The 21,988-nt window shown below is 37.5% G+C and carries 23 protein-coding genes; 19 read left to right on the top strand and 4 right to left on the bottom strand.

Annotation, left to right across the window (positions count from 1 at the left end; all coding sequences use genetic code 11):
• Window positions 1-599: 599 nt before the first annotated feature.
• A complete protein-coding gene (locus RKD52_RS22470) occupies window positions 600-1,418 on the top strand; it encodes an ArdC-like ssDNA-binding domain-containing protein (RefSeq protein ID WP_454101622.1) in 819 nt (272 codons plus the stop codon).
• 1,049 nt (window positions 1,419-2,467) lie between these two features.
• Here the strand turns inward: RKD52_RS22470 and RKD52_RS22465 are convergent.
• Window positions 2,468-3,394, bottom strand: a complete 927-nt coding sequence (locus tag RKD52_RS22465) for an ATP-binding cassette domain-containing protein (protein WP_454101621.1) — start codon at window positions 3,392-3,394, stop codon at window positions 2,468-2,470.
• Window positions 3,394-4,089 carry an ABC transporter permease gene (locus RKD52_RS22460; RefSeq protein ID WP_369734324.1) on the bottom strand — a complete coding sequence of 232 codons (696 nt, stop codon included), beginning with the start codon at window positions 4,087-4,089 and terminating at the stop codon, window positions 3,394-3,396. The genes RKD52_RS22465 and RKD52_RS22460 overlap by 1 nt, the downstream gene beginning before the upstream one ends.
• Before the next feature lie 421 nt (window positions 4,090-4,510).
• Between RKD52_RS22460 and RKD52_RS22455 the strand changes: the two genes are divergently transcribed.
• The 11 genes from RKD52_RS22455 (at window position 4,511) to RKD52_RS22405 (ending at window position 11,971) form a co-directional block, all read left to right on the top strand.
• Window positions 4,511-4,792 carry a hypothetical protein gene (locus RKD52_RS22455; protein WP_454101620.1) on the top strand — a complete coding sequence of 94 codons (282 nt, stop codon included), beginning with the start codon at window positions 4,511-4,513 and terminating at the stop codon, window positions 4,790-4,792.
• A 57-nt stretch (window positions 4,793-4,849) separates the two neighbouring features.
• A complete protein-coding gene (locus RKD52_RS22450) occupies window positions 4,850-5,131 on the top strand; it encodes a hypothetical protein (protein WP_454101619.1) in 282 nt (93 codons plus the stop codon).
• Between the two features lie 138 nt (window positions 5,132-5,269).
• Window positions 5,270-5,794: a hypothetical protein gene (locus tag RKD52_RS22445; RefSeq protein WP_454101618.1), complete on the top strand. Its 525-nt coding sequence runs from the start codon at window positions 5,270-5,272 to the stop codon at window positions 5,792-5,794.
• 17 nt (window positions 5,795-5,811) lie between these two features.
• Entirely contained in the window at window positions 5,812-6,150 is a 339-nt protein-coding gene (locus RKD52_RS22440) for a LytTR family transcriptional regulator DNA-binding domain-containing protein (RefSeq protein ID WP_454101617.1), read from the top strand.
• Between the two features lie 3 nt (window positions 6,151-6,153).
• The gene (locus tag RKD52_RS22435) at window positions 6,154-6,678 is read left to right on the top strand and encodes a tubby C-terminal domain-like protein (RefSeq protein WP_454101616.1); all 525 of its coding nucleotides are present in this window, start codon (window positions 6,154-6,156) and stop codon (window positions 6,676-6,678) included.
• Between the two features lie 13 nt (window positions 6,679-6,691).
• Entirely contained in the window at window positions 6,692-7,609 is a 918-nt protein-coding gene (locus RKD52_RS22430; protein ID WP_454101615.1) for an ABC transporter ATP-binding protein, read from the top strand.
• On the top strand, window positions 7,609-8,553 hold the full coding sequence (locus RKD52_RS22425) for an ABC transporter permease (RefSeq protein ID WP_454101614.1): 945 nt from the start codon (window positions 7,609-7,611) through the stop codon (window positions 8,551-8,553). Before RKD52_RS22430 ends, RKD52_RS22425 begins: the two co-directional genes overlap by 1 nt.
• Window positions 8,554-8,564: 11 nt before the next feature.
• Window positions 8,565-8,795, top strand: coding sequence for a sugar ABC transporter permease (locus RKD52_RS22420; protein ID WP_454101613.1), 231 nt, complete (start codon window positions 8,565-8,567; stop codon window positions 8,793-8,795).
• Window positions 8,796-8,803: 8 nt separating this feature from the next.
• A complete protein-coding gene (locus tag RKD52_RS22415; protein ID WP_454101612.1) occupies window positions 8,804-9,472 on the top strand; it encodes a membrane protein insertase YidC in 669 nt (222 codons plus the stop codon).
• An 857-nt stretch (window positions 9,473-10,329) separates the two neighbouring features.
• Window positions 10,330-11,772 (top strand): hypothetical protein, encoded by a 1,443-nt coding sequence (locus RKD52_RS22410; protein WP_454101611.1) that lies wholly within the window; start codon window positions 10,330-10,332, stop codon window positions 11,770-11,772.
• A 22-nt stretch (window positions 11,773-11,794) separates the two neighbouring features.
• Window positions 11,795-11,971, top strand: a complete 177-nt coding sequence (locus RKD52_RS22405; RefSeq protein WP_454101610.1) for a hypothetical protein — start codon at window positions 11,795-11,797, stop codon at window positions 11,969-11,971.
• A 299-nt stretch (window positions 11,972-12,270) separates the two neighbouring features.
• Here RKD52_RS22405 and RKD52_RS22400 read toward each other — a convergent pair whose 3' ends face one another.
• Window positions 12,271-12,447, bottom strand: coding sequence for a helix-turn-helix domain-containing protein (locus RKD52_RS22400; protein WP_454101707.1), 177 nt, complete (start codon window positions 12,445-12,447; stop codon window positions 12,271-12,273).
• A gap of 1,025 nt (window positions 12,448-13,472) precedes the next feature.
• On the opposite strand from RKD52_RS22400, the gene RKD52_RS22395 reads away from it, so the two are divergent.
• From RKD52_RS22395 to RKD52_RS22370, 6 genes are all read left to right on the top strand, one after another.
• Window positions 13,473-14,738, top strand: coding sequence for a glycosyltransferase (locus RKD52_RS22395; RefSeq protein ID WP_454101609.1), 1,266 nt, complete (start codon window positions 13,473-13,475; stop codon window positions 14,736-14,738).
• 19 nt (window positions 14,739-14,757) lie between these two features.
• Window positions 14,758-15,402, top strand: coding sequence for a TetR/AcrR family transcriptional regulator (locus RKD52_RS22390; RefSeq protein WP_454101706.1), 645 nt, complete (start codon window positions 14,758-14,760; stop codon window positions 15,400-15,402).
• A 3-nt stretch (window positions 15,403-15,405) separates the two neighbouring features.
• Window positions 15,406-16,647 carry an MFS transporter gene (locus RKD52_RS22385; protein ID WP_454101608.1) on the top strand — a complete coding sequence of 414 codons (1,242 nt, stop codon included), beginning with the start codon at window positions 15,406-15,408 and terminating at the stop codon, window positions 16,645-16,647.
• 17 nt (window positions 16,648-16,664) lie between these two features.
• Window positions 16,665-16,919 carry a hypothetical protein gene (locus RKD52_RS22380; protein ID WP_454101607.1) on the top strand — a complete coding sequence of 85 codons (255 nt, stop codon included), beginning with the start codon at window positions 16,665-16,667 and terminating at the stop codon, window positions 16,917-16,919.
• Window positions 16,920-17,431: 512 nt separating this feature from the next.
• Entirely contained in the window at window positions 17,432-18,070 is a 639-nt protein-coding gene (locus RKD52_RS22375) for a DUF1349 domain-containing protein (protein WP_454101606.1), read from the top strand.
• Window positions 18,071-18,461: 391 nt separating this feature from the next.
• Window positions 18,462-19,985 (top strand): FAD-dependent monooxygenase, encoded by a 1,524-nt coding sequence (locus RKD52_RS22370; protein WP_454101605.1) that lies wholly within the window; start codon window positions 18,462-18,464, stop codon window positions 19,983-19,985.
• A gap of 36 nt (window positions 19,986-20,021) precedes the next feature.
• Here RKD52_RS22370 and RKD52_RS22365 read toward each other — a convergent pair whose 3' ends face one another.
• A complete protein-coding gene (locus tag RKD52_RS22365) occupies window positions 20,022-20,630 on the bottom strand; it encodes a TetR/AcrR family transcriptional regulator (protein ID WP_454101604.1) in 609 nt (202 codons plus the stop codon).
• Between the two features lie 182 nt (window positions 20,631-20,812).
• Here RKD52_RS22365 and RKD52_RS22360 point away from each other — a divergent pair, with 182 nt between their 5' ends.
• A complete protein-coding gene (locus tag RKD52_RS22360) occupies window positions 20,813-21,979 on the top strand; it encodes a cytochrome P450 (RefSeq protein WP_454101603.1) in 1,167 nt (388 codons plus the stop codon).
• Window positions 21,980-21,988 lie beyond the last annotated feature (9 nt).

Below are 21,988 nucleotides of genomic sequence, written 5' to 3'. Positions count from 1 at the left end.
GATGAAACATAAATGCTTGCAACGTATTAAAACATCGTTCTTTAGAGATAAATGACCCAGTTCTACAAATTATGGGGGGCAGCACGACAGTGTGATCGAAAAGGAAAACCGTCTTTCCGTCACTCTGTAACGTGTCGCTTCGGCATTAAATGGCCCGACAACCACGGTCTGTACGGCTCATTCTTCACCTACACACCGGTAAGTTTCTGTTCCATTTGCGGATGACCGCCATACCGAACGAGCCGGAGAGCATAATTATAAAGAGAAAAAAGGAAAGCAGCCGGCCGGCTGCTTTTTATATTGTCTTTCTTTCAGCCCTTTTGCGCTCTGAATCGTACAATGGCGCAGTCCGAGCTACCCTTTCATCAGCCTGAGCCTCCCAGGCTTACGCCCTCTGACTGCTGAAAGGCAAGTCGGACAGTCAGCCGGTCAAGGGGCAAAAACTTTTGTGATGGGATCGGACTCCATCAAAAACTTTTGTGCTGTTCCCTTGACCCCCTGCCTATGCTGCTTGTTCGTTCTCCGCGTTAAAAGGGCGAAAATCCTCCCCTTTAGGGAAGTGACTCGCTCAGAGCGCAATTACAAGGGAGGAAAAACAAGTGGCACAAAACAAAGCATTGGAAGAAATCAAGGAGCAACTCGACAAAGGGATACAGGAGGTCATGATGAGCGAGAAGTTCCGCGGATGGCTGAAGTTTATTGCAAGCTTTCACAGCTACAGTTTCAATAACACCATCCTCATCTACACGCAGAGGCCTGATGCAACCCATGTAAAGGGATTCCAGGAGTGGAAAAAGCACGGCCGGTTTGTAGTGAAGGGGGCAAAAGCCATAAGGGTCCTTGCGCCGTTGATTGGGAAAAAGAAAGAAAAAGAAGAAGAGGGCAGTGAAGAAAAGAAGGTTCTTTACGGTTTCAGGTATGTGAATGTTTTTGATGTCACGCACACAAACGGCGACGAACTCCCTGAGCCTCCGGTCAGCCTGTTAGAAGGAGACGCGGATAAGGAGAAGGCGTTGCTGAAGGAATGGATAAAAAAGATAGGGGTGCCCGTTGAGTTTAAAGACACAGGCGAGGCAAACGGGTATTATCACTTAACCGGTCATTACATTGCGATTCATAAGGAGAGAAGCACGCTTCAGCAGCTGAAGACACTGATACACGAATACGCTCATCACCTGCTTCATAGGGAAGGAGCCAAATTCGAAGAGGCAGACAGCCGCATCAGAGAAGCACAGGCGGAGGCTGTTGCGTATGTGGTCATGAATCATTTGGGATATGAAACAGGAGAATACAGTTTCGGTTACATTGCAGGGTGGAGCAAAGATATAAGCATCATGAAACAGATTGGAAGTGACATTGTTTCCTGCAGCCACCAGGTGATTGAAGTGCTCAAAAAAAAATGCCTAAAGACGCGGTGACTGCTTAGCAGTCGCCCCCCTTCAGGGGGCTTTTAATCGACTTGATGTAATCAAAAAGCGCTTTGGTGATCAGAAATACGCATGGTTAGAAAAACGACCGTTTTTCTCTTAGTAAAACAGGCATGCGAGCCTGTCAAAGAGAACATAAAGACAAAACAACAGATCATTTCCTGAAGGTTATGACAAGATCTGTGATAAAGAAAACAGCCAGGCCACTTGCCAGAATTTCAAATGAGCTAAACAGCGGCCGGTTCAAGATAAACATTTCGGCGGCAGAGTTTATAAGAGAAGCAAACCAAAACAAACGAATGCAAACCAGCATGCAACGCCGGCATTTCTCTTCGTGTTTTTTTGCCGTCTTAAATGAACATAGACAAATCATCCTTTCTGTTCAAAGTGACAAAGAAGTTATGTTCTTATCATCCGTTTAAAAGATATATTGAATAAGGGAACAAAAGTTCGCATACTTGATTATAGTGAACGATAAGGGCGGTAATAGTATGAGTATAATGCCGAGTGAAAAGGCCGTGAGCATCCAGCAATCTTTGAGTCTAGCGATGGAGTTCAGTATGAAATCTCCGTTGTTTATTTGCAGAACAATCAAATCCTGCATTTTATTGGTTTCATCCATTACTGGAACGAGGAAACGGATGAGATTAGAATCATCAACCAATTTAACGATATTGTCCGCATTAAGCTCAATGAAATAGTTCTTTTGCATGCATTGGAGAAGACATCTAACTACAAATACAATTATTCAGCCGAGTAGGAAACGGATATGTGCAAAATCAGCCTATTCTTTAACGCTTTGAACCCATGTTGTAGGTAAGGTGAAATACTCATAGCTATATAAATATATGTATAATACAACATATATTTTAGGTTTCTGAATCCTCTTGGTTCATTCTCAATATGAATTGCCTCACCTTAAATTTTACCTTTTTTATCCTTATGTAAAAACCTATTATCAAGATCACTTGATATGCCCAAATTTGGTGAACGAGCCTGGGATGATAAGAAGGTTCCCAAGTTCCCCCCTGTTATTAACTTTACGAAACGTCTGCCTGTTCTTTACAAAGAAAGATATCCTGAAGAGTAGGCTCCTCTACTTCAACACGTAAAATATCAATATCGGAAAGTGTCATTGCCCGGATAACGGCTGAAATTTTATGTTCTTCTGCTACTGTAAAATGGACATTTTCATTTGTGTAGACAATTTCATCAGCCATGCCGTAAATAAATTTCTTCAGCACTGTTTTGTTACTGCCTATTTCCTGCCTGAGTTTCATTGATACTCTGTATGCTTTTTGATGCTGCTTTTTCAATTGCTCCATAGAACCGAGGCTGATAATAGATCCGTCTCTCATAATGCCGATCTTTGTGCAAATTTTTTCTACCTCGTCAAGATTATGGGACGTCATGAAAATGGTTTTTCCTTCTTTATGGAGTTCAAGAATCAGGGAGTGTATGTCAAGGATGGATTCCGCATCTACACCTGAGGTTGGTTCGTCCAGAAAGATAAGGTCAGGATCATTAATGAGGGCCTGCGCAATTCCCAGCTTTTTTTTCATTCCAAAAGAAAATTTCTTGGTTTTCCTGTGAGCTGCCTCACTTAAACCGACGCGATTCAGCAGATGGAGTAAATCAGTTCTGCTTTTTTTCGTGCTAAGGATGCTTGAATAAAACTCTAAGTGCTGTAAAGGGGATAGGTCATCATAAAAGGATGAATAATCAGGAAGGACGCCAATTTTGTCTTTCATTTTTTCTATCTCGTCCATGCCTGAACCGAGAAGCTTGTATTCACCGGAAGTAGGCAGGATGATGCCAGTTATCATATTAATAAATGTTGATTTACCGGCGCCATTTGTGCCAAGAAATCCAAAAATCTCTCCTGCTTCAATTGTTAGTGAAATGTCGTTAACGACTGTAGTTGCTCCATATTTCTTTGTCAGAGACTTCGTTTCAATCACGTTCATTAAAAATCCCTCTTTCTGAAGATAATGACCGATCCCATCACCATAAGCAAGGTTAAAATAAGCGTTAAATAACTGAGAGCCGGAGTGTCTGTAAAACTGAAGAAATAGTAGGGCGTAAAAACACTCAGGATATTAATGATCATATTGCTGTCACTCACAAGGCCCCATATTCCGATTACCGGCAGAGCTATGCTCAATATGATTCCTGAAAACATCGTCAGGGCAGGGCGGCCGATTATGATGCTCATCAGCAGGCTCAGTGCGATGAAATAGGACAAGAAAACGATGTTTTCAATAAAAGGAAGAAGATAAAATGATTGAGTAAAGATCGAAATCAGCACCAGTGCTGCAAACAGACAGGCAGTCCAGAAAGCTGTTATTCCAAAGAACTTGCCGAGCACAATGTCATCCCGTTTTACTTTTGTTATCAGAAATCTCATTGTTCTGCTCTGGGTTTCCCTATTAATGATGTCGTGGGAGAGACTTGTTACAAACAGCGGTCCAAAAAAATACATTAAGAACATCAGGCCTGATATGTATCCATTTTTAAGACCGAGTTCTTCTAGTTCCTGAGGGGGAATGCCGGACATTACATCACCTATCAAAAATGTCATCCCGGTTATAATCAGGATGAAAATGACAGACTTCATACTTTTAAACAAGCTTAGAAATTCTCTTCTGCAAATGGCAATCATGTTAAACCTCCTTTTTTTTCCATAGTACAATGAAATAATATAAACGAACCCTTAAAATTACCTTAAAATGTAAAGTGTTTTGTGAGACATACATCTTATTAGGATGATCCCATTAGCATGCATAAATGCCATCTAATAAAATCACTTAACGGTACTTTGAAAGTTGTCGTCAGAAAATCACATTGTATTTCACAAATACATGTACTTCCTATTACGATATACAACTATCTTCCTATTATGATTTTTATTGATTAAAAAATCGAATAAAATATCAGAAAATTAAAACTATTAATTGAAAGTATTTTAAAGTATGTTTTATGGTCTAATTAGTCAAAAAAACCCTTTATTTGCTATTATTAGACAAATTTTCCCTTAAATTTTGTTACAATTTTCCTGAGTTAGAAAAAGGGGAGGTGAGAAAATGTTATACAGCTTATTTACAACGGGCAAGGTGAGCTATACATATGTAGCTAATAAGATCGTTGACGGTCTGGTAAGTTTAGTTCCAGGTATAGATGCAGCAAGAATTGCTTCTACAATCGCTTACAAACTTAAAGCAATGGTACGAGCATCTGATGGAGTAACGTGGACAGATATCGGTGGAATCATTGTTGACTTAGCAAAATTCATTGCAGACTTGATTCCTGCAGCTAAGTTCTCTAAAATCGTCGGTTTGCTTTGGGATATAGCGCAACTGCTATAATTAGCCGGTTTAATCAAATGAACTACAAATTTCAAATTATCATTGGGGGATTAAAAAATGTTATACAGCTTATTTACAACAGGCAATGTAAGCTATACATATGTAGCTAATAAGATCGTTGATGGTCTGGTAAGTTTAGTTCCAGGTATAGATGCAGCAAGAATTGCTTCTACAATCGCTTATAAACTTAAAGCAATGGTACGAGCATCTGATGGAGTATCTTGGACAGATATCGGTGGAATCATTGTTGACTTAGCAAAATTCATTGCAGACTTAATTCCTGCAGCTAAGTTCTCTAAAATCGTCGGTTTGCTTTGGGATATAGCTCAACTGCTATAATTATCCATATTTTAAAAGAATTTTAAGATTTTGTAAATATTTGTAGGAATAAGGGTTTATATATCGAAAATGGTATATTTTACCCTTTTTTTCTGGGGTAAAAAGTTGTAAATTTCTAGTGAAAGGAGATATTTCCATTTGTTGTATAATAAGATAACTTTTTCTATCTTTTCAGTTCTAGTTTTATTGTGTTTCTCTATCGGCTTCTTTATTGGGAGCGGTGACCAAGATAATTTAATTATGCAAGGAGGGCTGTTGGATTATAATTTCATTTTTCTTATATTCATAAGTAACGCTTTTACAATTTTATTATTATTTTTTGTTGCTCCATTTGGCATAGCTATACCATTTGTTATCAAAATCCTAATTACTATTGGTCTGGCAGCTGGAAACAGCGGAATCAACCCGTTAATATATTTTCCAGTATCATTAATACACGGTGTTTTTGAGTTGTTTGCATTACTGGTGATATCTTACGTTTCAACAAAGAACTTACATATCATTTACCAAATAATCAAAAAGAAATTACCATCTAATTATTATTGGCATTTTAATCTAGGAATCTTAAAAAAAGAGCTGCCATTGGTTTTTTCTTTGCTTCTGATAGGCGCAGTTCTTGAAGTGATGGTTTCCAACCGCATAATTGCCTTTATACTTACATAATAGTTAGGGAGATGTATGTGAAGGTTTTAAGACATGATACGCAGCTTATTTTACAAGAAAAAAACAGAATTGTTTTTTTTGACTTGAAGGATATTTTATTTGTTGAAAAATTAGGCACACAATCAATCATACACACTACTGATAGAGAAATCAGTATTCAACTACCATTAAAGTTAATCCATGAGTACCTCCCTGAGGAATTTGTGCGTTCCCATCGATCATATATTATCAATAAAAATAAAATCTTAGAAATAAATCTCGGAAGTCCCTCATGTTATGAAGTTGTATACGGTGTCAAAAAAACAGCTTTACTCAAAAAAATAAAATTCAATGAAATTTTTTCGAAAGGAAGATAATAATTGCAGCTCTTTGAATACAACTGGAGAACTAATTATTCAACAAAAGCTTCCGAAATCTTTAATGAAAACAATGAGAATATTGGGAGCATTAGAAAAAAATATTCTAATGGGTTGGTGCGCATGCTTGACGTCTTTTTTGAGGGGAAGTATTTCGTTGAATATGAAGTATTGGATTCCAAAAATAAATTAATCTTTAATGCAAAGGCTAACCTTAATCCGATGAAACGGAGACAGTATAAAATCAGTTATTTCGAAAATGGAGAAGAGTATACTATCCATTTAGTTGATAAAAGAATGTTAGATATTGTAGAAAAAACAGATTTTGATTTCGATGGACAAAATTACCACATAAAAAAAGTTCCTCTTGAATGGGCAAAATTGACGGTAGACAATCAGTTAATTGCAGAATGGCACATTCCCTTAAAGCCTCCTTTTAAAGGGAAGTTCAAACTACATGATACCGAGTATAAAGATCGAGTTTTACTTTTAATTGGTATATGCCATACATACTTTAATGCGGCTTAATTGAGTCAAGGAGATGAACATTATCAGTAATGAACTTTTAATAGTTAATGGATTATCAAAAGTTGCAGGAAAAAAAACAATATTAGAAAAAGTTTCTTTTAGTGTTCAACGAGGAGAAATTTTTGGACTAATTGGTCCGAATGGTTCTGGAAAGACTACTCTCATCAGGATGATCATGGGGTTAATCAAGAAAGATAGTGGCAGTGTTTTTATGAACAACATTAATATAACTAAAGACACTCAGCGTGTTTTAGATGATATTGGTGTAATCATTGAAAGTCCGAGTATGTATAAATTTATGTCTGGTTACAAGAACCTCATACATTTTAAAAGGATGTCCAAAAAAGATATAACTATGAAACAAGTTGATGAAGCCATTAGAATGGTTGGTTTAGAAGAAGCGATACATAAAAAGGTTAAGAATTATTCGTTGGGTATGCGTCAGCGACTCGGAATTGCTCAAGCCATTATGCATAATCCTTCCTTGTTAATCTTGGATGAGCCTACCAATGGATTAGATCCTCAAGGGATAATAGACTTTAGAAACTACTTAAAACTTCTTAAAGCTGAAGGTAAATCTATTATTGTTTCAAGCCATTTGCTTTCAGAAATGCAATTAATCTGTGATAGAGCTGCAATTTTAGAAAACGGGAAGTTATCAGCCATAATTGCTTTAAATGATGACGTTATTTTGCATCAAAAGGAGATTGAAGTAGACAATGTTAATGCCTCTGTGACTATTCTAAGAGAGACAGGTTTTCAAGTTGACTGTAATGATGAAGATTTTATAAGGGTTTCCACTCCTAAAGAAGATATCCCTAACATCGTTTCAATATTAACCTCAAATGGAGTAAAGATTTATGGTATTAGAGATTTAGAAGTTCAATTAGAAAAAGAATATTTTAAACTTACCAAAGCAGAGGGATTGTGATGGGATTCCTAAAACTAATTCAGAATGAACTAATGAAAATGTTCTCAAGAAAAAGCATTTGGTTCTTTATAGTAAGCTTAGTGCCGCTAATATTCCTATCAATCTATATCGATAAAAATATTGAGCCAACAGTAAATGGTGAATATTGGAAGCAGGAAGTTAAGTCCGAAATGAGAAATTTAGAAAGTCAATTAAATGAGATGGATGATGAATATAAAGAATTTGTTGAACAAGATATTAAACAACTGGAAAGTTACCTAGAAAACAATATAAATCCCTATCAAAAATCTCAATGGACTTTTATGTCTTTTTCAGCTGGTATCACACTATTTATCACTCTCGCAGTGGTAATACTGTCTAGCAGAATAGTAGCTAATGAGTTTTCTGAAGGAACTATTAAATTATTATTGGTACGACCATTTTCTAGGTTTCAAATACTTGCTTCAAAATATATTACATTACTAATTATTATTGCTCTGTTATTGGCTGAATTATTAATTGTTTCATATCTAACAGGCGGAGTTTTATACGGCTTTGCAAGTTTTGATACACCAACCTATCTATTAAACAATCAAGGGGAAATTATTACAGAGAATCACACTATGTATCTTCTCAAGAAATATATGTTTGAGTGTATCTCTATCTCTGTAATTGTTACCATTTCTTTTATGATCTCAACTTTGATAAATAATAGTGCTTTTGCTATCACTGCTAGTATACTGACTATGTTCTCAATAGGGACACTCACTTCAATATTTAGTGGGTTTACATGGGGAAAATATCTACTGTTCCCTAACTTAAACCTGAAGCAATATCTATCCAGTTCAACAGGACCAATTGAAGGAATGACCTTAGAATTTTCAATCGTAATTAACTTCATTTATGTTATTGCGTTGCTGTCTATAACTTTTTTAGCATTTAAAAGAAAAGAGATAAAATTTTAGGAGGAAATAAAATGAAAAAAACATGGTTATCAGTATTATTGTCAATTATTTTTCCAGGTCTTGGACACTTTTACTTAGGAATGTTTGCACAAGGAGTTTTACTAGTTGGCTTAGCGATTGTTTTATCGTTGCTTAATGAATTTGTATCTGTATTGTTTATATTTTTATTCCTTATTGTTTGGATTTATGGACTAGTTAGTAGCGTAAAAAGTACAAAAAAAGTTAATAAAAGCATAGCTTAATAATCTTTATGGATATATTAAACACAATTTTCAGCAGCAGTCTAGATTTCTTCAACTCTTTTTTCAGCAATTACGGGATCTCTGTAATAGTCGTTACAATTATTTTCAAATTGTTACTTGCGCCATTAAACTTTAAGCAATATGTGACTTCGAACCTAATAGAACTGATAGATAAGGAGATAGCTTCAACAAAAACTCCTATAGCATCAAAAGAAAAAGACAAAATCGAATTGAATAAAGAAAGAAAAGAAATTTATAAGAGATATAGTATCACTAAGTCAGGCAGTTGTATGTTCTCTCTTATTAGTTTAATCGTCCAGACAATATTGATATTCTCTTTTTATTCCGTTATAAGAAACAACCCAGGTATTTCAAGTGATAGCTTATTGTGGTTTGAATTAGGAAAAACAGATACTACATTTATTTTACCTATCTTCTCAGGGGTTATTACGATGACATATTTTTATATAAACAGCAAGAATCATAGTAATAAGAAATTGTCCTATATAGTTGGAGGGATAATTACTGCATTAACGATAATCTTGGGTTTTTCACTCCCAGCGATTATTTATATCTATTGGACGACTAGTAACTTGTTTACTATCCTATTGGTTATTTTCTCACATGGATATGCCAGTAAAATCTATATGCACAGATCCCCTCTTACTATAAATTAATTAAAACCTGAGCTATTATAGGACTATGAAGCTCTATCTAGGTTTAAATCTTTCTCAACTACCACATTAAATAATTTAAGTAAAAGGCATTTCGTATAGACGAAGTGCCTTTTACTTATCCTCTATTTCCTTTTTTTACCTTCTTAATACCCTTAACTATTAAAAATGCAAAGGATGAAATCAAAGAATTAAAGCGTTTCTGCTGGCAGCACTACAGGCTGATCAAAATCTGTCAGCCTGTAGTCGCTTTCCCACTAAACGGCCCGATAACCACGGACTGTAATCGACTCCGTAGGTTCCTGTGCTGTTTGCGGCAGGCCGCCGCGGCGAACAAGCCGGGGAGGGCAAAGCAGAGTTTTTCTTACTTCTTTAAATACCAAAGCATGGAAAGTAGCCTTGATCGCTGCTATTTTTATTAATCTTTACCATTTTGAATCCGAATCGTAAAACAGCGCAGGACGGCTACACCTCAGTCCGGCAAGAATTATTAAGTTACTTGATAACGTTGGGTTACGGCATTAATGCAAACTTGCACGAAGTGACCCCTAGAATCTTTAAAAGCAGATAATTTGTGCCTACAACATATTAGAAGAAGGGAATCTGAGTCGCATTTAATCTTAAAGCTGATTGAAGAAACAGGGAATATGTTGCGTGAGACGGTAGAAATGGTTGAAAGACAATAACTAGAAAAATGCGATTAAGTGTTTTGTGGAGGGGTAGTAATAATCAATTATCAGTAACAGTCAGTTCATAATATGCAGCAATGTATGTCAATGTAAAATATGACTATTTTACTGTTTACAGCCCAGTTATCTACTATAATAGGATTATGAAAATACTGGGTTAGGAGAAATATAATGGATACAGCGTTACTCTACGATGAAGAAGTAAATATTGTTTTTGAACTTTGGGAACATCAGAAAAAGGGGCACTCACAGCAAGAGGCCAAGTCTGTGTTTGAGGAGAAATACAGAAACTTCTCAAGGAAGAAGGCGTTTAAGTGCTTGTGCTGCGGAACCAGTGTGAAAATCGTTCTACCGAATGAACATCTGTTTTCGTTCAGTCACTTTGATAAAAGAGAATGTTCCTACAGTGAAAACTATAGAACATATAATCAGCAAAAAAGTAAACATGAAAACAGAAAAACACATGATTTAGGAAAGACCTTGATCCGTACATTCATTGAAGCCCAGCTAAAGCTGTTTCATTCCCTTAATCTCGCTCTTATTGAGGGATACAAATTTAAGAGCAGGCTTGGTATCGTGCCGGATTTTATCCTTGAGCTCCCTGACGGTACCATTTGGGCACTTGATTTCCTAACAGGTTTAAAAACGAGCAAGCAGTATAGTGACCAGATAGAAAAGAGGAAGGCACTTTATACGGAACACGGGTTTAAGCCGTTCTTTTTCATTGATCAGCAATGGCTTGCCTACAATGAATCCGTATCGCCCCATACGACTCTTGTGGAGGCAGAAGCGAAGCTATTGATGAAGACCCGTCAAGATCAAGAGTGGCAGGATGAATACTACAGTATCCATCCGGAGGAACAAAACTATATACAGGACACTATGGGGATCCGCCATTTTTCCGTTGTAAGTCTTGCCTACTTCAATCCGGTTGAAAGAAGCTGTACCATTCTCAGACTTGTAAAACGGGAGAGTGGAGATTTTGATTACTATGTCGTAGGAAAACCCGTTACTTTAAGCCTCGAGCGAGCTCTGACCGTAGATTTTGAAGAGAACCTTTTTACTCTTCACGCCGAAAATGAAGGGGACCTTATCAAAGATTACCAAGAACACATCGTCACTGAGTACATACAGCACTTAAAAGATATTGAAAGTAAAAAGCAAGAAGAACTTGAGAGACAAAGAGAGAAAGAACGTTTGGAGCAATTTAATCACCCGGAAACTTATCACCAGGCTGAGCTTGAGCCTTATTCAAACGGAACACGGGATTATAAGCAGCAAGTGACTGCATACTTGCTGAAGGATTCTGGCATCAAAAATTTACCGTTTAATTTAGAGAAAAAAGAAAAGGAACTAAAGGACAAGAGGGAGAAACTGCTGAATAAATCTGTTGTCGGAGAATCATATATACGAAGTGGTCCGGACAGACCGTGGAAGGATATTGTCATCCGTTTCTTCTTCCCGTACATCCTGCAAAGAATGGATATTGATGCAATGGTTAAAGAAATTCAGGGATCCGGTGCAACATTTACTCAAAAGCAGAAGAATTTAATTGAACATCCTATAGAGTCATTTATTGATGCTATTAAAAAAGAACTAAAGATAAGAGTATAGACGAACAGAAGGAGGATGGAAAATGGACATAGAAGTACGAGTAAACGAGAAAACGGAGGATGTTCTTCATGAAATTGCGCGGAACAGGGACTACTCCATTGAGATGGCTGCGCGGATCGTACTGGAAAGATATGCAGAAAGAGCAAATTCAGAAATGAAAAAGGCACAAGCAGCTATTGATAAAGCCTTGAACAAGTAGTGTTAGGGTTGTCATATCACATCGTTATGGAGCCGTTTATGACCATATGACCAATCAATCACTCATGGACATCCACAATTGATATCAGATGAAGATATTATTGGCAACATATCCATCCTATTTAAAGGTGAAGCCATTTTTAAAAAATCACTGAAACGATTAATAACAGAAAGTGCCAGAAAAAACTCCCAGGAAGGACTTCCTGGGAGAACGCAAAGGTCTATTTGTAAGCCTTTAAAGAGTTTTGGATCATCTGGGGGATGGCCAAAGGCTTTCATAGGAACGAATAGGGAGGGTGATCATGGCTTAGGCTTTGCTATAAGATCACTCTTTTTTACATTGTATATTTCGCAAATCAAGTGTAGCTGGTCTCTATCCATGTGCTGCTTGCCTCTTTCAATGGACATCAGGGTACTGACCGAAATGCCAAGAGCGTTAGCAAGGTAACCGATGGGAACTCTGCGTTCTTCACGCATATTTCTCAAGTTTGGTCCCTCAATCATTTCATCAATCCTTTTGAAGCATCTATGACTATAATATAGCACATTTGATAAGTTTGTTTTTGCTTAGTGTGTTTCCTTTGATTCCGGTTTGATTCATTTAGATCGAGAATCTTATGGCTCCTTTAAGATGCATTTTTCCTTGATACATAAAGTCTTCTGCCAAACCACCCAAGAACAATTGCTCCGGCTACACCAGCACCTGCAACTGCATTCCGTTCTTTTTGATTTTCTTCATATTCTTTATAGCCTATTTTGTAGTAGTGCTTATAAATTGCTTCACCTTGTTTGTATTTGCCCGGAACAACATACTCTTCTCCAGCTTCACCCGATGAAAGGGCTGCTTTTTTGATACTGTCGATTTTCTCGTTTGATTCAAAGCCTTCTTTGTACCAGCCTGTTATTTTTTCATTAGGCAGGGACCAAGAGCAATAGGCTCTTGACCCTTTAACCCCGAAATCTAGGTTCTTTCAGATAGAAACCAAGAACTTTAAACAACAACAATATATACTTATTAACATAATACAGCATATACAATGACATATATTTCATTGTATATGCTGTAAGAGGTCCTCAAAGATTTTTGTTATTTGTCTTTAATCCTTATTTCCGGTCCTTTAATAGGAATCGGTTTTTTGTTTTTGTGGTGGAATTTTATCTTTTAAAGATAACCAAGCTAAAAGATGCTAATTGTATTTCTTAAAGAAATCAGCAAGATGAATTGCTGTTATTTACAGTAACCATTCACACAACGACTTATAGGTCGTTGTATATGTTAAAGGTGTTTTATACATATAATATCTCTTTTGTATTTTAGAATATGTGACATGGCAATGGTTACATAATTAAGACAGAAGATAAGAAAAGTGATGTCAGGATCACCTAAGTCATGAAAAACGACAGAGGTGTCTTTTTTATATTGACAATGATGCTGGTATGTTATACATTAATAATAACGACAACACTGTCGTTTTAAAGATTAAACCCAGGAGGTTTCACATATGTTAATTACCATGCTTTCTACCGGAACTAGAGGAGATACACAGCCGTTTTTAGCGCTCGGCACAGAACTGAAAAAGAAAGGGTACCGGGTACGCATTGCCGCATCGGAATCATACCGCCAGCTTGTCGAAGGGTACGGGTTTGAGTATGCACCCATGCGCGGTGATATTACCAAAATTTTAGAAAGCGGAGTGGTGAAGGATGCAGATAGTCCACTGAAATTTTTCACGAGCTTAAACTTTAAAAATGAAGACTTGGCTGAGCTGATGATCGGCGGCCAGGAAGACATGCATAAAGCCTGCGAAGGGGCCGATGCTATCGTCTACCATCCAGGAGCTACGCTCGGATATTTTGTTGCGAAGGAAATGGGCATTCCAAGCATCCTGGCCACACCTTTTCCAATGACACCTACAAAAGAATATCCGGCCATCATCTTTTATGATCGTCTGCGTCTTGGCAAGACCGTGAACAAACTGACTCATTCCATCTTTGAAAAAGGATTTTGGAAGATGGCCAATACTGGCTTGAAGAAATACTGGATGAAGAAGTATGGACAGCTCCCGAAAGATTTTTCGAATCCCTATCCAAAACAGCGTACCGCAAGCCATCCTACAATTACGTCACTAAGTCCAAGCGTTTTCCCTGTTCCGGATGACTGGCCTGAACATGTTCACTCTTTTGGATACTGGTTCATTGAAGATCAATCCGATTACAAACCGTCAAAAGAGGTGGAGGAGTTCCTCAAAAACGGAGAGCCGCCGGTATATGTTGGATTTGGAAGTGTGGGGGATAAGGCAAATGCTTCTGAATCTACAGACATGGTCATAAAGGCGCTTGAGAAGAACGGAAAGCGCGGAATCATCAATGCTGGCGCAGGCATGGAAGAAAGAGAAAACACAAAAGATATCCTGTACGTTAAAAGTGTGCCTCACGAGTGGCTCTTTCCACAGCTGTCTGCCATTATCCATCACGGTGGGGCAGGGACGACGGCGGCAGCACTTCGTTCTGGTGTGCCTCAAGTGGTGATTCCGTTTGGAAACGACCAGTTTGCCTGGGGAAAGAGAATGGTTGAGCTGGGTGTAAGCGGAGGGTCGATTCCGCGCAAGGAATTGACTGCCGAGAAACTGGCTGACGCCATTGCTGCGACCCAATCCATTGATGTCATCAACAAAGCGAAAGAATTAGGTGTCATGGTTAGAGCGGAAAACGGTGCACAAAAGAGTGCAGAGTTTATTCATAAGACCATTGAAAACTATTACAAATAAGAAGGGAATGGTATTGGTTATGCCTAAAGTCAGTGAAAATCATGCTCTTTTAAAACAAAAGGAAATATTGGAAGCAGCCAGAAGAGTCTGCATGCAAAAGCCCATTTTTGACGTATCGATGAGAGATATAGTGATAGAAGCCGGTATGAGCCAAGGAGGCGTATACAAATATTTCTCAAATATTGATGAAGTGTTTGGGGCGTTACTGAACGAAGAAAGCTTAAACGGAGAAGTTCAAGAAGAGATTAACGTTATATTTGCAGGTAAAGACGAGCCCTTGCATAAACTTGAAAAAATTCTGATTTACATTGGCGATTATATGCAGAAATCTTTACTGGACCGGGGGCCTGTCTATTACAGCTTAATGGCCCTATACTCCAGAGATCCAGAACGGTTTGAAAAGGTGCAGAGCATCGTGAAGGACATCTCTAACCTTCAATACCTTCATGAAAAATTCTGTGCATTTTTAGAAGAGCAAATCAATGATGAGACATTCACACCTGCCATGGCAAAAGAAGATATCATCATGTTTATTGAAACCTATATGTCAGGCATTGTGAATCAGGTAAGCATCGGCAATAGAACAAAACAAGAGCTCTCAAGTGAAATACAGAAACAATTGAGGATTTTATATCTGACTCTTACTCGTGTGCTGGTGATATAACGTATGAAAGGCTTTAACCGTGATTTTAAAATACTGGTGTTTGGTCAGATCATATCCATATTCGGTGCGTCTGTTCTGCGCTTTGCGTTGTCTTTATATGTGCTTGACTTAACGAAATCAGCCACGATTTTTGGGACGATCATGGGTCTTTCCATCGTGCCTGCAATTTTTATATCGCCAATCGGAGGAGCGATTGCAGACCGATTTGATAAGAAAAAGATCATGGTTATCTTAGACCTGTGCACCAGTCTTCTCATAGTCGTATTTGCCATTCTGCTCTTTAGCGGAAACGGGACGGTCATAACAATCGGTATCCTTTTGATGGCCCTGACCTTGATCAGCTCAATGTATCAGCCAGCTGTTCAAGCAAGCATTCCTGTCCTTGTCCCTAAGGAACTGCTTTTAAAAAGCAATGGCATCGTATCAGGAGTCATGTCCATTGCCAACTTTGTCGGCCCTATCGTCGGAAGTGTGCTGTACAGTTTTACGAGTATTAAAGTGATTGTTATTGTCAGTGCCCTGTTCTTTTTTGCTGCAGCCATGATAGAACTTTTCATGAAGATTCCGTTTGAAAAACGAGCGCCAGAGCCCTTTGCTCGAATGGTCACAACTGATATCAAAGAGGGTATTTCCTATATCATTCACGAAAACCGATTCATTCTCAAAAGTATCGCGATAGCCTTCAGTGTCAGTCTGTTTATTGCACCAATGTTTTTTGTAGGACTGCCCTACATGATCAAAGTGCTTTTTGACATGCCGGATACTTATTTTGGGTTTACCCAATCAGGCATTTCACTGAGCATTATCTTCTCTGCCATGACGATTGGACTTCTAAAGAGCAAAATCCGGAGTGACAATCTCTATCTGTGGATCGCAGGGTGTGCAGCCGTCTATTTCGGAATGGCATTCGGCACAAGCGGATTGATAGAAAGTTCATTTGTGAAATACTTGATCGTCAGCATCAGTTCCATGCTCGTCATGTTTGCCTTGACCGTCGTGAACATTTACTTGAACACGATCATTCAGGAGAAAACTCCTGGAAATATGCTGGGTAAAGTTATGTCCATCCAAGCAGCAGCGGCTACAACAGCCGTTCCAATAGGACAAATTATATTTGGGTTTTTAGTAGATGCGTTCTCAAGCAAAATCTATCTTTTAATCGTGATAATTGGGGTGGTGTCACTTCTTATCAGCTTAATGGTAAAGCAAGTGTACAAAGTCAGATCAGTGCAAAAATCAATATGATTGGATGTTAATGAAACATGAATTTAAATGGCGTTAAAAAATTCTTTTTATTCTTAGGAACAATTTTAATCCTTCCAATCGGAATCGGGGTATTGATCGGTGGAGGATACATTCTGTTTTTGCTGCTTAACGGATCCTCCTTTGATGATTCCATCAAAGAAGTTGTATATCTTAATCAAATGATTCAGCCGTATATGAAGTATTTGATGATTCTCTTTATCATCCCACTATTGCTAAAAGCGATTAAAAGGTTAAAGAATCAAGAAGGTTAAACTGATGTGACAAGTTCGTTTCTTGGTATGAAAAATAGATAGCTTAAAGTAATTAGCACACCATTTATCAACTAGAATGGTGTGCTTTTACGTTTCTATTTTTAATACGGAGTAATGGATAATCATGTTAAAATGGAATTGTTAGTTATTCCTTTCTTTATAGAGGGAGTTTAATTGAAGAATGGTTTCAACTTTTTATTCAACAATCGGGCCAGATTCTTGAGGAAGGTGCAATTCTATCCAAAATCGTAATTAGGGATGCGGAATAAATTTATGTTTACTTAACAATCGGGGGCGGTTGCTGCAAAGTGGGTCGTCTTTTCTTATTAGCAGTTGGACCGGATTGTGGGAAGATAATTTTTGGATGATTTCAGAAGATATTTATCTGGAAGAGCAAAAACCATAAAAAACATAAGCATTTTCTCAAAGGTGATATAATTTCTGGATGTATCACTTTTTCTTATTGAACATCTAATACGAAATCTGGATATGGAACAGTAGGAGGATGCACTTTGAACAAAAAATGGATACTAAACGAGAATTTTAATTGTACAAGTTTAAATGAAATGCTGGAGTGGCGCTGTGAACCAAAGAAATGGTTTTTAGACAAAAAATCTTCTCAACTTGTTTTAGAAACAGACCTAGAAACGGATTATTGGCAAAAAACTCACTACGGTTTTCAGGTGGATAATGGACATTTTCTTTATATCAAAACTGACAAGAACTTCAGAATGACAACAAGAGTTGAGGCTTTCCCAAAATCCAAGTATGACCAAGCAGGACTTATGATTAGATTTTCGGAAGACATATGGGTAAAAACTTCCTTAGAATACATTCCAGATGGTTTAAGCAAGTTAGGGGCAGTTGTAACTAATAATGGCTATTCGGATTGGTCTACGCAATATGTAGACTATGAAAATGTTCATTTATATTACCGCATATCCAAAATTGGACAAAATTGTTATGTTGACTTTTCTTTGAATGGAGAAGTATGGAACCAAATTAGAATCGCTCACCTAGATGTACCTGAAAATTCAACTGTTTCAGCAGGCGTTTATGCCTGTAGTCCTCAAGGAAAAGAACAAGAAGTTCGTTTTGATTTTATTGCAATTGAAGAACTTAATAATGAACCAGCATCTGTATATTTGTAAATCATGTTCAGCTATTCAAAATGTACCTGAACTTAGATGCGCATAAAGTACAAGATGGTGAGGAGATGTACCTAACCTATATAAGGCTAGGACTATATTGTGGATTAAGAAAGGGAACTCAATACGTAGTTCCTTTTTTTATGTGCTGTAATATCGGTTGTAATTATTATGATCGTGTATTTTGTTAATTTACACCAAAATATAATTCTTATAGGGAATTCTCCATTTATTCAACAATATTTAATGGGGGAATTTTTAAATTTTTGGCTCTCAACCGTTGAGAAGTCATAAAAGACTTGATTGTATAATTCATTTAATTTAGGGAATTTCTATTCCTGTACACTCTGTATAATAAAACACACAAATTAGACAAATCAAGGAGGTAGTTCATTTGGATAAGAATAGCACTTTGATTGTTGGCGCAGGACCTACTGGTTTAATTCTGGCCATTAGCTTAGCAAAACAAAATGTTCCTTTCAGAATTATTGATAAAAAGAGCAGACCAGGTACTGCATCAAGGGCTTTGGTCGTACATGCTAGAACATTAGAATTTTACAGACAATTAGGAATATCAGATGAAGTGGTTGACAGGGGATTCATTATGAATGGTGTTCACATTTATGAGAATAGAAAGGAAAAAGCGTATTTGAAAATTGAAGAACTCGGTGAAGGATTAAGTCCATTTCCATACATGCTTATTTTCCCTCAGGATGAGCATGAACAGCTTCTAACACAAATACTGTCAAGAATGAATATCCATATAGAATGGGAAACAGAATTAATTTCTTTTGAAGATACTGGCGATGTCATTGAAGCGGTTCTAAGTAGTGACAACATAGTTGAGAATAGTACCTTTGCATATATCTGCGGCTGTGACGGCGCTAAGAGCAGTGTAAGAAAGCAAGCAGGCTTTGAATTCTTGGGGGAAACACAAGAGGAAGCATTTTTTGTAGCAGACGTCGAATTTTCCGGCATGGATGTTTCAAATCATGAATTCTATGCATTTTTCGATGATGAAGGATTTTGCGCATTTATCCCAGTCAGAAAGACAGGAATAAGAAGATTATTGGGATTGATTCCTTCTTCATTGAATAAGGAGAGGGTAGAATTTGATGAATTACGTCCCTTAATTGAAAAACAGACTGGTCTTGAAATCATTCGTGCCGATTGGTTTTCAACATATAAAGTGCATCATCGGGTCAGTGAAAAGTTTCAATCGGGCAGAGTGTTTATATGTGGAGATGCAGGGCATATTCACAGTCCAGTAGGGGGACAAGGAATGAATACAGGAATAGGTGATGCAATAAACTTGTCATGGAAAATTGCAGCTGTGATAAAAGGAAAGGCAAGCCGAAATATTTTAGATACGTACGAAACGGAAAGAATAGCTTTTGCAAAGAAATTGGTCGCGACGACAGATCAATCCTTTAAGCGTTTCGTAGGACGCAATTCAGAAAACCCGTTTCTTTTAAATCTGTTCCTGCCATATGTCGTTCCATTTTTGCTCGAGTTTCCACTTACAAAAAAGAGAGCGTTCAATATGCTATCTCAAAATCGTATTAACTACCGGGACAGTGATATAAGTTGGGGTAAGGCAGGCAAATTGCGTGGTGGGGATCGTCTTCCTTGGATTGAGGGTGAAAACAATAACTTTGACCCCTTAAAGACTCTTGATTGGCAAATACATGTTTACGGAACGATTCATTCAAGTCTCAAAGAACTTGAGAATTATAGGAACATCACTATAAACTGTTTTGAATGGACACCGACTATGAAAGAGACGGGAATTGAAAAAGATGCAGCTTATTTAGTAAGGCCTGACGGGTATATATCTGTTGCAATTCCCGATCAGGACTCAGGAGAAATAGAAGAATTTCTGGAACTTTATAAAATAAATCCTGGAAATAAAAGCTGATTAGAAAAGCTCATTGACTGACGTCAATGAGCTTTTCTAATCGAATTTCACTTGCATTCCAATCAGATTTAGTGGTCCCTGAGAAAAGAGTGCAGCCATTTTCTCAGCCATATATTCAGTTGAGAACATCATATTATTTTTAAGCCACCAATCAATAATACCGACTACGGAACTAGAGAGGTAACTGAATAGCATATCATGTGGGAAATCCAATCGATTCACATCTATTTCTAATTTAAGAAATTCTATTTTGAATTTATCAAATAAAAATTTGGTAAGGTGCTGCTGGAAGTTAGGAATATCCTCTGCCGTCAGCATTGTCTTATAAAACATAGAATTATCTCTGATCTGATCAAAAACAATCACCAACATGCCTTCTAATGCCTTTGCATAGAAAACACCATTTTGAATATGTAAAGATGTTTGAATGCAAGATGCTAAATCATTTAAGACTCCATCTGTTAGTTTCTTAAGTAAATCATACTTATCCTGATAATGGAGATAAAAGGTTCCCCGTCCAATTTGCGCTTCTGATGCTATATCTTGAACCGTTATGGGGGAAAATCCCTTTGAATCAATAAGACTGATAAACGCGCTGCGAATAAGTGCCTTTGTTTTAATGACTCTAAGATCTTCTTTAGACAATTTTTTTCCTCCTGTTCATAAATGAGTGTTTTATTAAACAAATTATACGTTTTTTGTTTTATAAAAAACATTTACTATTATTCTGGACATTGAGTGATCCTCTTTATCATAATATCATGAAAATGAACATTGCGTTTATTATTATAACTCATGTTCAATTTATGAAAATGGAGGAGATAATTTTGAAGAATGTACCTTTGAAAGATCCTTTAGACCCGTTCCCATACTATCAAAAAATGAGGGAACAAAATCCAGTTGCTTACAACCCACAATCAAACACTTGGAATGTCTTTAAAATGGAACACGTGAAGCAACTTGCTTCTGATTATGAAAGGTTGTCCTCAGAAAAGCAATTTACGGAACAATCACCAATTGCATCAAGTCTTATCATGATGGATCCGCCAAATCATCGACGGTTAAGAGGGCTCGTTTCCAAAGCATTTACCCCTAAATCTATCCAGAAACTTGAACCTAGAATCCGGGAAATTACGAAAAACCTTTTGGATTCATGTGCACCAACCCAAAGTATGGAATTTGTACAAGATCTGGCATATCCTTTACCGGTTATCGTGATTGCAGAACTTCTAGGGGTAGAACCGTCTAAAAGAGAAGAATTTAAGAACTGGTCAACACATATCATTAGTGTTGCCGGGCAAGTTGGCGGGAAGGGTCTGTCAGATAAACAAATTAAAAACTTTATGGATGCCCAGAAAGAGATGACTCAGTATTTTTTAACCGTTTTTGAAGAACGCAGAGCTTTTCCTAAGGATGATTTGATATCGATCCTCCTAGACGCTGAGGTTGATGGGAAGAGTCTTACAGAAGAAGAGCTGCTAGGTTTTTGTATGCTGCTATTAATTGCTGGCCATGAAACTACCATTAATTTGCTAACTAATTTCGTCCGCTGTCTGATTGAAAAGCCTGAATTGCAAGATAGACTAAGGACCAACCCAGAAGAGATTCCTAAGGCTCTAGAAGAGGTATTGAGGCTTTATTCACCTGTTCAAGCGGTTATTCGAACAGCAAGAACTAATATTGCAATTGAGGACGTGATTATACCAAAGGATTCAAGAGTTCTCTTATGGCTGGGGTCTGCAAATCACGATCCAGAAGTGTTTGAGAGTCCAGATACGTTTTTATTGGAACGAGTCAATATCAAGCACACAGCATTTGGACATGGAATTCATTACTGTCTAGGTGCACCGTTAGCAAAACTAGAGGCGGTTATCGCCGTTGAAGAGCTGCTCAAGAGGTTTAGCATGATGGAATTGGAAGAAGGAAAAACATTAGAGCCTCTATCTGATCCTGTGATGTTTGGACTAAAAGAACTTTGGTTGACTGTTAAATAATTGAGATGC

It is taken from the genome of Metabacillus sp. SLBN-84, from assembly GCF_053629595.1.
The sequence above is the reverse complement of the archived record's forward strand: the minus strand, read 5'-3'. Positions and strand labels throughout refer to the sequence as shown.